Origin of the sequence: Pseudoalteromonas aurantia, from assembly GCF_005886875.1 — a bacterium.
Lineage (GTDB): Bacteria > Pseudomonadota > Gammaproteobacteria > Enterobacterales > Alteromonadaceae > Pseudoalteromonas > Pseudoalteromonas aurantia_A.
This window is the reverse complement of the sequence record NZ_PNBY01000070.1, coordinates 59,056-75,026: the sequence shown is the minus strand read 5'-3', so window position 1 is coordinate 75,026 and position 15,971 is coordinate 59,056. Positions and strand designations below refer to the sequence as shown.

Below are 15,971 nucleotides of genomic sequence, written 5' to 3'. Positions count from 1 at the left end.
ATTGTCTGTCTCTTTAATTTAACCATACCAAGCTTTATTTAAATGCACTACCTTGATTGTGTAATAGCGCGCTACACAGTAAAATTTGTATCAAATCATTCTGGTCAATACAACTTACAAGTGACGTACTATGCACAGCGAACTCATGACACCTGAACACATTACTTTATTAGTAAAGCAAGCACTCAACGAAGACCTCAACTTTCAATCAGCCAGTGATGGCGATATTACAGCACAATTAATCCCAGAGTCTCAACAAGCGAACGCGTTTGTGATCACCCGAGAAGAGTGTGTATTTTGTGGTGAAGAGCTGGTATTAGAAGTATTCAAACAAGTCGACGCAAGCGTTAAAGTCACAATGCTAGTAAAAGACGGCGAGCAAGTGACTGCCAACAGCAAGCTATTTACCGCCGTAGGCTCAGCGCGTTCAATACTCACCGCAGAAAGAACAGCCTTAAATTTTGTGCAATCACTTAGTGGTACAGCCACGACTACCGCGCACTATGTTGCAGTATTAAAAGACAGCAACACCCGCCTGCTAGATACCAGAAAAACCATTCCTGGGCTGCGCGCTTTACAAAAGTATGCGGTGACATGTGGTGGAGGCAAAAACCATAGAATAGGTTTATTTGACGCTTTTTTAATTAAAGAAAACCATATTGCCGCCTGCGGTGGTATTGCTGCAGCAGTAAAACAAGCCCGAGCAAGTCACCCAAATAAGCCTGTTGAAGTCGAAGTAGAGAACTTACCTGAGCTACAGCTGGCATTAGACGCAGGTGCTGACATTATTATGCTCGATAATTTCAGCGTCGCAGATATAAAAAGTGCAGTTTCTCTGACACAAGGCCAAGCTAAACTTGAAGTGTCAGGTAATATGACCCTCGAAATTCTCACCACTTATGCACAAGCAGGCGTTGATTTTATTTCCAGTGGTGCACTCACAAAAAACTTACAAAGTATCGACCTATCAATGCGCTTCGATACTTAATCAAAATCAAATAGGTGGTGATTAGATGCAAAGTCATCACCTAATAGATTGACAAATAGACAAAAAAACCATCTAATACGAACAAAGAATGAGATTGTAACAAATAATTTATCAAAGCAACCACAAACCATGATAAAGTAGTAATTATTGATTTATGTAAATGCTTTAAAACCAAAAAAGTCGTATTTTGTCTTGTTACACTCAGTAAATGTTATTAAAGTATTGGCTAATGCAATCCGATAATACAGATACGGTGCACGCTAGTGTTAGCAAAGTAAGATAGCCCTGAAAATAAAACCTTGATAATTATCATAGATTAATTTGGGGTAAATGGTTTGATACTCTAAACTTTGTTAACAACATTGCATGCTAACGAAGGAGATTGTAGCTGGGGTAACGCGCTTAGCGACGTGCTAATAATGTGGCAGCTCAAGTTATTGCAATAATTTTAATAATCATCTAGCTTAGAATCGAAGTTAGGTATACATCCTTTAGGAGACACATCATGACTAAACAACAACAGGGTGGTTTTACCCTTATTGAATTAATGATTGTAATCGCAATCATCGGTATTCTGGCAGCTGTGGCATTGCCTGCGTATCAAGATTATACAAACCGAGCGAAGGGCACTGAGGTGCTACTTGCTGCAACCACAGCAAAAGTATGTGCAACAGAAAAGGCACAAGTAGGACGAAGCCCAGCAGGCTGTGATGCAAGCTTTACCGCGACAAAATATGCTGCGACATTAGCAATTACTGCAGCAGGGGTTATTACCGTTACAGGCCAGTCTGATATGGCAGGCTTCGACATTATATTAACTCCGGAGAGTGCGACAGGTACAGCAATGAAAGACACTGATTTTACGAGTGGTACAAATATTTCTTCATGGGTATGCACAGGAAAAATTGGTGCCAATGCCAAAGCAACTTGGTTACCAAGTACTTGTGCTGTTGGCACATAACTGGAATCTTCTTTACTTATATAGAAGTCGCATTATGCGACTTCTATTAACATAGCGTCCTCTAATGAATAAACCAAAACCAACAGAGAATAATTTAGATACTTTCATTTGGGTAGGTGTAAGCTCACGAGGCAAGCGCCTAGATGGTGAAATCGCAGGGAGTAGTGTTGCCTTGGTAAAAGCACAATTGCGTAAACAAGGCATAACCCCTTCAAAAGTAAAAAGAAAGCCAAAACCTCTGTTTGGATTAAATAATACTCAAAAGATCACAGCCAAAGATATATCTATTGTTACTCGTCAAATTGCTACTATGCTATTGGCCGGTGTCCCCCTGATCCAAGCATTAGAAATGATTGCCAATGGTGTAAAAAACAAAGCGCTCAGTAAATTAATCAAGAATATTGCGGATGAGGTAAAAGCGGGTCACCCACTGTCACACTCATTACGCGCACACCCGCGTTATTTTGATGACTTGTATTGTGATCTCATTCAATCAGGCGAACAATCTGGTTCATTAGATAGAATATTTGATCGCGTCGCACTCTATAAAGAAAAAGCAGAAGCTTTAAAATCAAAAATAAAGAAAGCACTATTTTACCCAATTGCAGTTGTTATAGTCGCAATGATTGTTACCTCTATATTACTCATTTTTGTAGTACCACAATTTCAAGACATATTTAATGGCTTTGGCGCAGAGCTGCCAGCATTTACACTAATGGTCATCGCTATTTCTGAGTTTATGCAAAAGTACTGGTGGGTAGCCCTTATAATAATCGGTATTTGTGGTTACTCGTACAAAGAAGCGAAGGTTAGATCAAAGGCAGTTCGCAACTTTAATGATAGATTGCTCCTAAAGCTTCCTGTGGTAGGTGCTATTTTAGACAAAGCTGCAGTTGCCCGTTACGCTAGAACTTTATCCACCACTTTTGCAGCCGGTGTGCCACTTGTAGATGCGTTAGACTCCGCTGCTGGCGCGTCTGGTAATATAATTTATCGAGATGCTATTTTAGAAATCAAACATGAAGTTAGTTCTGGTAACCAAATGAATTGGGCTATGCGCAACTCTAAAATATTTCCAGATATGGTGATCCAGATGGTCGCAATTGGTGAGGAGTCTGGCGCGCTTGATAGCATGCTGGCTAAAGTTGCCAATATTTACGAGCAAGAAGTTGATGACTTAGTTGACGGGTTATCAAGTTTGCTAGAGCCGCTTATCATGGCGGTATTGGGCGTATTAGTTGGTGGCTTGATCATTGCCATGTATTTACCGATTTTCCAGTTAGGCTCCGTGATTTAATCTATACAACTTAAATATTTTGCCCTACTAATTTTTAAATTAAACAATAAATAAGAAAAAGCATGCAAGATGTAATACAGCTTTTACAAACCGAAACGTGGTTTTTTTTACTGACCGTCGGCTTAGTTAGCCTATGTATTGGTAGCTTTTTAAATGTGGTGATTTATCGTTTGCCGATTATGATGAATAACACATGGCAGTCTGAATGTCGCTTATTACTCACTGACGAACTACCAAAAAGCCAATTAGAGAATACCAAAACCTTTAACCTCTCTACTCCCCACTCTAGCTGCCCAAAATGTGGCGATGCGATAAAAGCGTGGCAAAACATCCCTTTGGTTAGCTGGCTACTGTTAAAAGGGCGTTGTTTCCATTGTAAAACATCCATTTCAGTGCGTTACCCCTTAATTGAAATGGGCACTGCGTTGGTATCTCTATTGCTTGCGCAACACTTTGGCCCAGTGCCTCTCACCGTGCTTTATCTCATCATAACTTGGGCATTGATCGCGTTAATCTTTATTGATATTGATCATATGCTGTTGCCTGACCAAATTACCTTACCCTTATTATGGTTAGCATTACTGGCTAGCTGTTTCGATATGACTATCCCTCCTTCAGAGGCCATAATCGGTGCAGCGGTAGGTTATTTGAGTTTATGGAGTGTATATTGGCTTTTTAAACTCACAACGGGTAAAGAAGGGATGGGCTTTGGCGATTTCAAATTACTCGCTATTTTTGGTGCGCTTTTAGGGTGGCAGGCAATTCTTACTATTGTTTTACTCTCTAGTTTTGTGGGTGCTATTATTGGCAGTGTGCAATTGGCGATTCAAGGGAAAGACAAAAGTACCCCGATTCCATTTGGCCCCTACCTCGCTATCGCAGGCTGGCTATGTATTTTGTATGGTGAACAAATACATACTTGGTATTTTAATTTACTGGGGTATTAAAAATGGCACAATGGATTTTAGGATTAACCGGTGGCATTGGTGCCGGAAAAACAGCCGTGAGTAACGCACTCGCTGATAAAGGTATTTGTATTGTTGATGCTGATGTTATCGCTCGTGATGTTGTTGCCCCCAATAGCGATGGGCTACGAGCCATAGTCGATAAATTTGGTCGTGATATGTTACAAAGTGATGGCATGCTTAATAGAGCAGCCCTCAGAGAACTGATTTTTAGCAATGAAACACATAAAAGCTGGTTGAACAATTTATTACACCCTATGATCCGTGAAACAATACTCAGCCAACTTGCAAACGCTGATTCTCATTATGTGGTGCTGTCGGCCCCATTACTGTTTGAAAATCAACTGGATGCTCTGTGTAATCACACATTGCTGGTGGATGTCAGTGAAGAAATACAACTTCACAGAACCTCACAAAGAGACAAAGTTGCTATTACACAAGTCAAACAGATAATTGCAGCTCAAATGTCGAGGCAGGATAAATGCCATAAAGCGGACACCATACTAGATAACAATGGCTCACTCGCACACATGCACGCCAAGTTAGAAATATTACACCAGGGCTTCTTAAAACAAGCACAATCACTATAAATACAGCGCACTAACAACATGCACTGTATAAATTAATTGGTTATCCCCTAGTTTAGTAACGTATATTTTTGCTAAGCTTAACTCAGTACACGTAGGTCTTAGAGGCATTATGGAGCATCATTCACCGCTACTGCGTAAATTTATTACGCTAGGTAAAGTCACCCCAGAGCAGCTTAAGCTAAAACAAGCAGAAGCCCACTCCACTGCAGAACTCATTTGTTTGTGCACTGGTATGAGTGGTAAAGAGCTTGCTGAGCAGTGCCTCGACTTATTTAGAGTCCCGCTGTTCGATTTAACGGACTTTGATGTAGAGCAGTTGCCTTCAGATCTGGTAAAAGAAAAGCTGATAAAACAGCATCATTTGCTCCCTTTGGTTAAAAAGGGCAGAAAGCTCTATATTGCCACATCAGACCCAACCGATTATGGCGCATTTGAAAACTTTGAATTCAGTACCGGATTACAGTGTGAAGCTGTGGTTGTCGACTATAAACAACTCGAGCAAAAAATTGATTTGCTGTTTGACTCAACAGGTGGCCTGTCGCTCAGTGATGAAGAATACAAAGAATTTGCAGATTTAGACATTGAAGACGCACAAAGTGCACAGCAAAAGAATGATGAAGGTGACAAAGATGATGCCCCCATCATTGTATACATCAACAAAATCCTCATGGATGCCATTAAAAAAGGTGCCTCTGATTTACACTTTGAGCCCTATGAGCACAAATATCGCGTGCGCTTTCGTATTGATGGACTGCTGCATGAAATGGCAAGCCCGCCCACCAGCCTATCATCACGCCTCTCTGCACGTATTAAAGTTATGGCACGACTTGATATTGCCGAAAAACGCAAACCACAAGATGGCCGTATTAAATTAAAAATCTCAGAGCGCAAGAGTATTGATTTTCGTGTCAGTACGCTACCAACGCTGTGGGGTGAAAAAATTGTAATGCGTATTCTAGATTCATCCAGTGCCATGCTCGGCATTGATGTATTGGGGTATGAGCCAGAGCAAAAAGAACTGTACATGAATGCGTTAGAGCAACCGCAAGGTATGATCTTAGTTACTGGTCCAACGGGTTCTGGTAAAACCGTGTCTTTGTATACGGGTCTCAATATTTTAAATCAGCCACAGCGTAATATCAGCACCGCTGAAGACCCGGTCGAGATAAACTTAGAGGGTGTAAACCAAGTACAAATTAACCCTCGTGCCGATATGACCTTTGCCAATGCGCTCAAAGCATTCTTACGTCAAGACCCTGATATTGTTATGGTCGGGGAAATACGAGACTTAGAAACAGCCGAAATATCCATTAAAGCGGCGCAAACAGGTCACTTAGTATTAAGCACGTTACACACCAACTCAGCACCCGAAACACTAACACGTTTGTTGAATATGGGAGTACCTGCCTACAACGTTGCTAGCTCAATAAGCCTAATTATTGCACAGCGTTTAGCACGGCGCTTATGCCCTAAATGCAAACAAGCTGAAACACTGCCAGAAGAAGAACTGCTTAAGCAGGGGTTTACTGCTGAACAATTGAAAGACATTACCCTCTTTTCACCAAAAGGCTGTGAAAGCTGCACCGATGGCTACAAAGGCCGAGTGGGTGTGTATGAGGTTGTAAAAATAACCCCTGAAATAGCACAAGTTATTATGGAAGGCGGAAACTCAATTAAAATTGCACAAATGGCAGAACAACTCGGGTTTGATAATTTACGTAAATCAGGCTTAAAAAAAGCAGCTGCAGGCCTAACATCTTTATCTGAAATAAATCGTGTCACTAGCTTCTAAGCGAGGAGTTTATTACACTGTGGGCTGAGTTAACGACATGGTTAATTATAATGCCCACAGTAGTAAAATGCCCCACCTGCTCTTCTTCAGTTACTTGGTCTGAAGAAAGTCAATTTCGCCCTTTTTGTTCAAAACGATGTCAGCTTATTGACCTAGGCGAATGGTCTTTTGAAAATAATAAAATCTCCACCACAATTCAAGCCGATGCAGAGCTAGATCCAAAAGCCGCGCAAGACTTAATTGAAGATATGGAAGCTTTGCTCGCCAAAAATGATGACTTTTTTAAATAACCTCAGGTTTGGATAAGAGTTTTAGAATAGAAAATGTTTTGAAAACAAACTTACCTACAATCCAATGATGATATTTTACTCAATATCAAGGCGCTTTTATTTGTAATAGCGGGCTATTACAAATAAAAGCAACGCCGAGAGTAAGAAAAATAGCTTTATTGGACAAATTTGCTTATCCAGAGCTGAGGTTAAATAATAAGTCATCACACTGAACTCACCAATAATAAGCAAAGCACATGAGGTGTTCAGAAAGCTCTGAACACCCTCTGCTTATGCAACCTTAAGTGCACTGCTGGCCACCTTGTTATGAGGTGGAATATACCAGACACTGTTTATATCACTGCCCAGAGCACGCTTGTGAGTTTTATGACTCATCCCCCAAAAGGCTGCACCAAATGTAGCGGCAACAACTTCGACACTAACGGTTGTTAAATCATATGCAGGCCAAATACCAATAGCAGGGACCAAAAAGGCTAACAGTGAAGTCATTGGAATGCTAAAACACAGCAATGCTATCGCTCGCATACCGGCAATGGCGGTTCTCGGCGCACCATAAATAAACGCAGTGCCAAGCGTCACAAAAAATGTGATGTAATATAACCACATGTAAGCCACATTAATGTTTAAACTTGAAATACTTAACCATTTCGATGCGGCAAAAGCGCTGGCAATACCAGCAATAGAGCCCAAACTGATCCCTACCGTTAATTTAGCTAATATTATACTGGCTCTAGATTGCTCTAAAACTTGTGCTTTGCGGCGCTTTTCAAGCCACAATAAATTGCCGCTATAAAACAGAATCGCGCCTAATAGGCCCATAATAAAATACGCCCAACGACCGAAATCTCCCCCAAAGCTGCCAAAATGCAGACCAAAAAAGCTCGAGACAATACTACTCCACACGCCTTGATCGCCCCCTTGTACGCTACTGGTTGATATTTCAAACGTATAAGGCTGCATATAAAGAAAGTCTGTAATTGGGCCGCGCATTACGGTATCTAAGTTCACTATTTTAATGGCTGCACTTGGCCCTTGCTCAATCAAACCACTAAAGTCGATGTTTTCAATCGTATAGTTGGGCGCATACTCAGTTACAGCCTGTCGTAGCTCAGCGAGCTTTGGTAAATCGGCAACCTGATACACAATTTCAGACTCAGCATTGCGCTTAAACATCGGTTTGTCGCCATATACCTGAGACAACCCACCATAAAGTAAATCATGAAAGGCAAAGACAAATACAGTGAAAGAAATAATGATATGGAACGGTAAACTACTCACACCAATTAAATTATGGGTATCAAGCCAAAAGCGTGCTTTAGACTTAGTATGGCGTAGAGCAAAAAAGCTTTTTGTCAGCGTCGGCAATAGGAAGATCACACCAGAAACTAACGCGATAAAATATAAAAATGAGGCGATCCCTAATACATAGACCCCCGCCTGATCATGCCCTATTTCACCAATGATACCTGCGGTACGATGTAAATAATCCACCAGCATTGATAACTCATTGACGTGGCGAAGCTCAGCAACTAATTCTCCGTTATCATTGAGCGTGGCATGATAGACTTGATCGTCCAAAGAGAGCCCGCGTGCACTGCCCGTCTCATACCAAGTAATAGGTGAATGGTCTTCTGAGAAATGCAAACTCACAGAGTCTGCCGCACTCGGGTAAGCGGCTAACACTTTTTGCAATAATTCATCATATTGCGCCTCTTGTACTTGTGGCAATTGATAACTTGCCGGCGTCGCCCACTGGTCGATTGCCCCTCGGAACATGGTTAATGAACCCGCAAAAAAGCCAATAAACAGCAATAACCCTGCACAAATACCGGTCCACGTATGAAGCGTTTGATATGTTCGTATTATATCGGCGCGAATTTTCATAATAGATCCTTAATAATGAATAAGCAGCCAAACACACATAGGTTTCCTATCACTAAACTAATGGCGGCTTCTTTTGCAGTTTTAAATAAGTAGCTAAACGTCACAATCAGCATCCATAGCGGCGTTACCATCCACATATGCATTTGTGATTTCCATAGTAAACGTTCACTACTGAGGTCGCTGTGCAGATTATCTGGGCCAGCCCAAGCAAAAAGCCCTACCAACCCAAAGCTCAACGTTAAACCAAGCACAACACCAATCAATGTTTTCCATAGCCACTGAGTGCGGCTTGTTGCTATTTTATGTGTATTCACTTTTTGACCTTACTGAAAAAAATAACACTGGGTAATATCACTAAGCACAACATGCTCACCATCAACCAACTAAGTAAAACAGCCACACCACTAAACTGCAGCGTTGCTATATACAACGCACAGCTTATAAATAAGAAACCAAGCCACTTGCAATATTTAGGCAGTGGTTTTGCATACAAGTGCTGGTGTTTATTACTGCCGTATAATAAAAAAACGGCACACAAAATCAGGCCAACTAATAAACTTATGATCACACAAACTCCGTTTAATTTTACTATAGTGAGTATCTACTATGGAAACAGCTCGAATTATACCCAAGTATTAAAGGCACAACAACGCCAAACAAAAAGACATTAAATATCATTTGCATTTAATGTTAGGGGGTTGAAGGTACACAAGTGAATGCGCTAAGCATAAATAGAACAAAAGCGTGCCTTTAAGGTATGCACGCTAATAATTGTAGATATAAAGAAAACTAACTAGGGGAGTATTAGGGATTGTTGATCTTTCAGGTTCATTTTTGCAGCAGTTTGATTGGCCTTTATACAAGGCAGAGGCTGCGTAGCATGGTTATTCCATGAGAGTCAGCCGATAACATAGTAGAAAAGCCAATCAAGCGCTGCCTAACGGTTCTTTTGAGCGCCCTTTTCTCTTTGTTGCTTAATATTCGCTTAGATTACTAGGCCACACATTAAGCGCCGTGATAAAAACACGCTCAAAGAGAACAAAAATAGAACAGCAAAGATCAACAGCCCCTAGTTTCGGCGCATTCTTTTATTCTGAATATGTGCCAACTTTTCACGCTGCTGCTCATCTAAAAGATGCCAAATTTGCTGCTTGCTTTTCAGTTTAGCAAGTAACATTTGCGCTTTTACCGTTTGCATTTGAGTTATGGTTTCTTTGGCCTGTTGCTCGTCAAAAGTATCTGATTCAACGATATTCTTAAAAGCTTGTTTATTGTCGGAGCGCATGGCTTTTGCGGCTTTCATTTGCGAACGTTTTTCAGACAATATTTCTGCTATTTTTGTTTGCTGTTCATCAGTTAAAGATAACTTAGCGGCAGCATGGCCGGTAAGTAAAAAGTGCTTACCACTGTGGTGTGAGTTTCCAGCATGTGCCAGTGACGTAAATAACATGCCTGAGCACAGTATAATTGAGGTTAAATTAGTTTTAATATTCATATTATTGACCTTTGCAGTGAAGAATTAAACGACCAACCCAGTGTATTCGCTGTAATGAAAAGCAACGAAAAGCAATGTAAAGGCCGTGTAAAGATCTGCAATTTAATATTCAGCGCGGTAAACTAAGAGAAAATAGACCTTGTACTGGACCTCATGAGCAAATTACTTTTAATTGAAGATGACCATGCACTTAGTGACTTATTAAGTGACTATTTAACCTCACAAGGGTGCACAGTAGAACAAGCTTTTGATGGTTTAGCTGGGTTAGAACAAGCAACTTCTCACCATTATGACGTTATTTTATTGGATGTGATGTTACCGCATTTAGATGGATTTGAAGTACTCAAACGCATACGCCTCACACACCTAACCCCTATCATTATGCTTACCGCAAAAGGTGATGATTTTGACCGAATATTTGGCCTCGAGCTCGGCGCCGATGACTATTTACCCAAACCCTTTAATCATAGAGAGCTGCTTGCCAGAATACATGCAATTTGTCGCAGGGTTGATTTTATAAAACAAACCGATCAGCATGAGCAATTGTTATCATCATCGCACGTCACCTTAAATGTTGCCGCACGCAAAGTCATCGTCAATGAGCATGTACTCATACTCACTGGCACCGAGTTTTCAATCTTGCAAAAGCTCATGGGGAGAATTGGTGACGTCGTCAGTAAAGATGTGTTAAGTCAACATGTACTTGGTCGTCGGTTAGCGCCCTTTGACCGATCTATCGACATGCACGTCAGTAATCTACGAAAAAAAATAGCGCAATATAGTGACATTCAGTGTATTCAGACTATTCGCGGGAGTGGTTATGTCTTTTTGGCGGAATAAACATCACTTTGTACACTGCCATTTTAGCCAACCTGGCTCACTATTTTACCAAGCGTTCTTTGGGTTCTGGCTGACTATTTTGGGTGTATTTTTAATGTTGCTGCTGCTGAGCCAATTACACCCAGAGCAACTAGAATCCAAGCCACTACATGGGAAAGTGCTCGGCTCATTATCACATTTACAACGCAACATTGAACGCCTCGTCAACATTAAACATAAACCAATTGACAAGGTATTAAAACACGCTCGCTTTACGGAAAATAAATGGCTGTACTTATCCCATCAAAAAATAGAGCAAAGTATTAGCTCTAAACCAAATAAACAAAACATTGATCTCTCGCTGTTGTACTTTGACACTCCAACGCCTGCGCTGTTTATCGTCACTGATAGATATTATGCATACGGCCCACTTGCGATTACTCTAAACAACGAACAATATCAATTATTTCAAATAAAGCCGTTACGCGATCCCCCTTTTGTTACCCGGATTAAAATGCTGCCTTTTTGGCTCAAAGCGCTGGCCGTATTACTGCCCTCTATCATGCTCAGTATTTTGTTTAGCCGACGCTTAATTGCCCCCTTGAGTGAACTTGGGCACGCCGCTAAGCAGCTAGCAAAAGGGGAACTATCCACTCGTGTAAACGCCCCAACTAAGCGCCGCGATGAAATTGCATCTTTAATGCATGACTTTAATTTTATGGCTGAACGTTTATCAAGTAGTGTCCATGCCCACAAACAACTCTTAGCGGATGTATCTCACGAACTCAGATCTCCTTTGACGCGATTAACCTTGGCAAACGCCATGGCACAAGATACACAAGGTGAAACACAAAAAGATTATTTAATACGTATTGAAAAAGAAGCCAAGTGTTTAGATAACATGCTAGCAGATGTTTTAACTTTATCCCGCTTAGAGCAAAACCAACAAACCTTACAAATTCAAGATATTAGCCTTGGTGCGCTCGTTCAAAATTTATTCAGCGACGCCCTCTTTGAAGCGCAACAAAAAGACTGTACATTTATTCACGATGCGCCTCCTACTTTACTGTTACAGTGTGATGCGGCATTGCTCAATAGTGCCATCGAGAACGTTATACGTAATGCGATAAAATATGCACAGAGTAAAGTTTCTGTCACTTTTAAACACACAGATACATCTGTCAGTATTTTTGTTTGTGATGATGGCCATGGTGTGAGTGACGAAGCATTAATGCGACTTTGTCAGCCATTTTATCGGGTATCCGATTCACGCAACCGAAGTACCGGCGGAATTGGTTTAGGTTTAGCGATTACAAAACGCGCAGTTTCTGCACATAATGGTAAACTTATACTTAAGCACAACAGCCCAAACGGGCTAGCGGTAGAGATCAGGCTCCCACTATGAACTTTTATAGTCACAGTAAACACCTTGTACAGCACCAAAAAGAGATAGAGCAGCACTGGCAGTCATGCCGACAAGGCTATTTTTCAGCAAAAAGCGGCAAACTATTTTACGCTTATCATGTCCCACAAGCGGCTAAGTACAGTATTGTACTTATCAATGGTCGTATTGAATCCGTGTGGAAGTATCAAGAGTTATTATGGGAGCTTGCAAAAAATAATATTGCCGTATTCAGTTATGATCATATTGGCCAAGGGCTGTCCCCTCGTACATTAACCAATCCTCATATTGGGCACGTACACCGCTTTAATGATTACACTGACGATTTACACTGTTTTATGCAAAATATTGTAGAGCCTAACGCCGTCGGCACGACGTTTATGTTAGCCCATTCAATGGGCGCAGCTATCAGTTACGATTACCTCGCCAACTACCCACATGCTGTAAGTGGTGCGTTTTTAAGCGCGCCCATGTTTGATATTCAAACGCATGACGTGCCTTATTGGTTAGCTAAAATCATAGCACGGCTTGGCAGTATGCTTGGCTTTGCTAAACACTATGCGTTTGGCCAAGGTGACTATGAACCACCCGATTTTTGGGACAATAAATTAACCCAATGCGCAACACGCTATCAACGTTTTCGAACTTTGTACCAAAACGAAGCGGAACTGCGCTTAGGGGGGGTGAGCTTTAATTGGCTATCTGAAACATTCAACCTAATTACTAAACTACCCACTTTCACGCCTAACATCCCAATCCATATTGCCAGCGCCGAGAATGACCTTATTGTAAATAATCAGGCACAAACAGACATGGCCAAATTACATCGCAATATTTCAATTAGCCATTATACAAGTGCACGCCATGAGCTGTTATGCGAGGTTGACGACATTCGCCATGCCGTCTTATCGCAAATGTATCACTTTTACGATGCGTTGGCATTCACAGCTAAAGAAACAGGGTCTTGATGAATAAGCACATCCACCTCCCCTTCAAAAGCAGCTTCAATGCTCTGAACTACCTCATCAGCAACATGGTGTGCCCTAATCAAAGGTAAGTTATCATCAAGCTCTAAGTGCAACTGAATGAACTTCACTTTACCACTTTGTCGGGTGCGTAATTCATGAACACCAAACACGTCTTCATGGCTTGAAGCGAGTAATATAATTTCGGTTTTTTCATCATCCGGCAATTCTTTATCCATCAAATGATCGGCACTTTCTTTGGCGATATCCCAACAGTTATAAAGTAAGTAACCAGCAACCCCTATTGCAAAAATCGGGTCTGCATATTGAACACCATAATAAGACAGTAAAATGGCGATCAATACGGCAATATTGAGCAAAATATCGCCTTTATAATGTAAAGCATCGGCTTTGACTGCAATAGATTGCGTGCGTTTGACCACTTGATGCTGTACAAATACCACCAACAGCGTACAGACAATAGCAAATAAACTCACCCATACACCCAACAGCGATTGCCCCAGTTCAACTGGGTTGAATATACGTTCAACGCCATGAAAAGCAAGTAAGCACGCAGACCCTGCAATAAAGGCAGCTTGACCAAGCCCGGCAAGCGCTTCAGCTTTGCCATGTCCAAAACGGTGATCGTCATCCGCCGGACGCAGTGCATAACTTAACACTAAAAAGCTCATCATAGACGCGCTAATATCTAGCATAGAGTCAGTTAACGACCCAAGCATTGCAGCGCTACCCGATGATAACCAAGCCCAACACTTGGTCGCTATCATGAGACTCACCATCAACATGGTAAAGACACTGGCAAACCGAACTAAAAAATTATAACTACGTTTCACATTATCCTCCGCCGTTACGACTTGGCGATACTACTGCAAGTAACTTACCACATGCAAATTAAAGGCATATGACATCACTTCTAAAATAGTTATCGCGCTGTCATCTTTTCGATATACTAGTGCTATTACATTATTCGAGGTTATTATGTTAGATATTGTACTATACCAGCCAGAAATCCCACCTAACACGGGTAATATAATCCGTTTATGTGCCAACACCGGTTATTCACTGCATTTAATCGAACCATTAGGGTTTGAGTGGGATGATAAACGCGTCAAGCGCGCTGGGTTAGATTATCATGAATTTAGTGATGTTCAACGCCACGCATCTTTTGCAGAGTACATAGAAAAGCAACAACCTAAACGTGTCTTTGCCTGCACAACAAAAGGCACTAAATACCATCACCAACCAGAATATCAAGCTGGTGATTGCTTGCTGTTTGGGCCTGAAACCCGTGGACTTCCTGATGATATTATTTATTCACTACCTGAAGAGCAGCGCTTGCGTATTCCTATGCGCCCAGACAGTCGTAGCATGAACCTATCAAACGCGGTGGCTGTTTTTGTTTATGAATCTTGGCGACAGCTCGACTTCATTAACGCTAAATAGCTACCCTATAACAGGTTTATAGACTACATACAAAAAAGCGGAGATGTTATCACTCCGCTTTTTGCTCTCGGCTTAATAATGCCATTGCCGCTTCTTTCACATCTTTTTGCTGATATAGCACCTGATAGATTTGTTCTGTAATGGGCATTTCAATACCTGAACGTTGAGCTAAAAGGTATACTTCTTTGGTGTTCCGATAGCCTTCAACAACCTGACCAATGCTATCCATCGCTTTTTGCACCGCAAGGCCTTTACCCAAAGCAATACCAAATCGTCGATTCCTCGACTGATTATCTGTACAAGTTAAGATCAAGTCACCTAACCCAGCCATCCCCATAAAGGTTTCAGAACGCGCACCTAATGCGCAGCCTAGTCGACACAGCTCAGCTAAGCCGCGCGTTATCAAAGCCGTTCTTGCATTCGCACCAAACCCAAACCCGTCAGACATACCCGCACCAATCGCAATCACGTTTTTAACCGCTCCGCCTAATTGAATGCCAATAAAATCGTCATTATTGTAAACACGGAATGAACGGCCACAATGCAGTAACTTAGCCAGTTCAGCAGCAAACTCACTGTGTGTCGCCGATACTGAAATAGCCGTTACAAGCCCAGCCGCCATTTCTTTAGCGAACGTTGGTCCTGATAGAACTGCCAAAGGCATGTCATCACCGAGCTTTTGTGTCGCAACATCTTGCAGTAGTCGACCTGTTTCGGGCTCTAACCCCTTCGTTGCCCATGCAACTCTTGCATTAGGTAAAAGGTCTCCCTGGATCTGCTCTAACGTTTGACCAAACGCGTGACTGGGTACTACGACTAACACTAACTCACTGGCTTGAACCGCTTTTTGTAAGTCGGCTTCTAATGTCAAGGAATCTGGAAAGGTAATATCTGGTAAGTAACGTTGGTTCTTGCGCTCAGCTGCTAGCGTCTCAACGTCTTGCTGGTTTCTACCCCATAATGTTACTTTGTGACCATTTCGGGCAAAACAAATAGCAAGGGCGGTGCCATAAGACCCCGCCCCTAAAACAGTTACAGCTGTATGTGCTGATGTCATCA

16 protein-coding genes are annotated in these 15,971 nt (G+C 41.6%); 11 read left to right on the top strand and 5 right to left on the bottom strand.

Annotated features, from left to right (window positions below; genetic code table 11):
- The first annotated feature begins 130 nt into the window (after nt 1-130).
- The 7 genes from nadC (at nt 131) to yacG (ending at nt 6,883) form a co-directional block, all read left to right on the top strand.
- Nucleotides 131-988 carry a carboxylating nicotinate-nucleotide diphosphorylase gene (nadC, locus tag CWC18_RS14490; protein WP_249930139.1) on the top strand — a complete coding sequence of 286 codons (858 nt, stop codon included), beginning with the start codon at nt 131-133 and terminating at the stop codon, nt 986-988.
- Nucleotides 989-1,493: 505 nt separating this feature from the next.
- Complete coding sequence (locus tag CWC18_RS21765) at nt 1,494-1,949, top strand: pilin (protein WP_138675536.1); 456 nt, start codon at nt 1,494-1,496, stop codon at nt 1,947-1,949.
- Nucleotides 1,950-2,013: 64 nt separating this feature from the next.
- Nucleotides 2,014-3,246, top strand: a complete 1,233-nt coding sequence (locus CWC18_RS14480; protein WP_138675535.1) for a type II secretion system F family protein — start codon at nt 2,014-2,016, stop codon at nt 3,244-3,246.
- A gap of 62 nt (nt 3,247-3,308) precedes the next feature.
- Complete coding sequence (locus tag CWC18_RS14475; RefSeq protein WP_138675534.1) at nt 3,309-4,193, top strand: prepilin peptidase; 885 nt, start codon at nt 3,309-3,311, stop codon at nt 4,191-4,193.
- 2 nt (nt 4,194-4,195) lie between these two features.
- On the top strand, nt 4,196-4,801 hold the full coding sequence (gene coaE, locus CWC18_RS14470) for a dephospho-CoA kinase (protein ID WP_138675533.1): 606 nt from the start codon (nt 4,196-4,198) through the stop codon (nt 4,799-4,801).
- 109 nt (nt 4,802-4,910) lie between these two features.
- Nucleotides 4,911-6,593, top strand: a complete 1,683-nt coding sequence (gene pilB / locus CWC18_RS14465) for a type IV-A pilus assembly ATPase PilB (RefSeq protein ID WP_138675532.1) — start codon at nt 4,911-4,913, stop codon at nt 6,591-6,593.
- Between the two features lie 50 nt (nt 6,594-6,643).
- Complete coding sequence (gene yacG, locus CWC18_RS14460) at nt 6,644-6,883, top strand: DNA gyrase inhibitor YacG (RefSeq protein WP_138675531.1); 240 nt, start codon at nt 6,644-6,646, stop codon at nt 6,881-6,883.
- A gap of 270 nt (nt 6,884-7,153) precedes the next feature.
- Here yacG and CWC18_RS14455 read toward each other — a convergent pair whose 3' ends face one another.
- From CWC18_RS14455 to CWC18_RS14445, 3 genes are all read right to left on the bottom strand, one after another.
- Nucleotides 7,154-8,767, bottom strand: a complete 1,614-nt coding sequence (locus tag CWC18_RS14455; protein ID WP_138675530.1) for a PepSY-associated TM helix domain-containing protein — start codon at nt 8,765-8,767, stop codon at nt 7,154-7,156.
- Entirely contained in the window at nt 8,764-9,081 is a 318-nt protein-coding gene (locus CWC18_RS14450; RefSeq protein ID WP_138596575.1) for a hypothetical protein, read from the bottom strand. The genes CWC18_RS14455 and CWC18_RS14450 overlap by 4 nt, the downstream gene beginning before the upstream one ends.
- 755 nt (nt 9,082-9,836) lie before the next feature.
- Complete coding sequence (locus CWC18_RS14445) at nt 9,837-10,262, bottom strand: Spy/CpxP family protein refolding chaperone (protein ID WP_138596571.1); 426 nt, start codon at nt 10,260-10,262, stop codon at nt 9,837-9,839.
- A 153-nt stretch (nt 10,263-10,415) separates the two neighbouring features.
- Here CWC18_RS14445 and CWC18_RS14440 point away from each other — a divergent pair, with 153 nt between their 5' ends.
- From CWC18_RS14440 to CWC18_RS14430, 3 genes are read left to right on the top strand one after another with little or no spacing between them, the layout of a single operon-like run.
- Complete coding sequence (locus CWC18_RS14440) at nt 10,416-11,102, top strand: response regulator transcription factor (RefSeq protein ID WP_119861139.1); 687 nt, start codon at nt 10,416-10,418, stop codon at nt 11,100-11,102.
- Nucleotides 11,083-12,486, top strand: a complete 1,404-nt coding sequence (locus CWC18_RS14435) for an ATP-binding protein (protein ID WP_138675529.1) — start codon at nt 11,083-11,085, stop codon at nt 12,484-12,486. The genes CWC18_RS14440 and CWC18_RS14435 overlap by 20 nt, the downstream gene beginning before the upstream one ends.
- Nucleotides 12,483-13,451, top strand: coding sequence for an alpha/beta fold hydrolase (locus CWC18_RS14430; RefSeq protein WP_138675528.1), 969 nt, complete (start codon nt 12,483-12,485; stop codon nt 13,449-13,451). The genes CWC18_RS14435 and CWC18_RS14430 overlap by 4 nt, the downstream gene beginning before the upstream one ends.
- On the opposite strand, the gene CWC18_RS14425 is transcribed toward CWC18_RS14430, so the two are convergent.
- A complete protein-coding gene (locus tag CWC18_RS14425; protein ID WP_138675553.1) occupies nt 13,409-14,254 on the bottom strand; it encodes a cation diffusion facilitator family transporter in 846 nt (281 codons plus the stop codon). The genes CWC18_RS14430 and CWC18_RS14425 overlap by 43 nt on opposite strands.
- Before the next feature lie 193 nt (nt 14,255-14,447).
- Between CWC18_RS14425 and trmL the strand changes: the two genes are divergently transcribed.
- Nucleotides 14,448-14,912 carry a tRNA (uridine(34)/cytosine(34)/5-carboxymethylaminomethyluridine(34)-2'-O)-methyltransferase TrmL gene (gene trmL, locus CWC18_RS14420; RefSeq protein ID WP_138596565.1) on the top strand — a complete coding sequence of 155 codons (465 nt, stop codon included), beginning with the start codon at nt 14,448-14,450 and terminating at the stop codon, nt 14,910-14,912.
- A gap of 49 nt (nt 14,913-14,961) precedes the next feature.
- Here trmL and gpsA read toward each other — a convergent pair whose 3' ends face one another.
- Complete coding sequence (gpsA, locus tag CWC18_RS14415; protein WP_138675527.1) at nt 14,962-15,969, bottom strand: NAD(P)H-dependent glycerol-3-phosphate dehydrogenase; 1,008 nt, start codon at nt 15,967-15,969, stop codon at nt 14,962-14,964.
- Between the last annotated feature and the right edge of the window lie 2 nt (nt 15,970-15,971).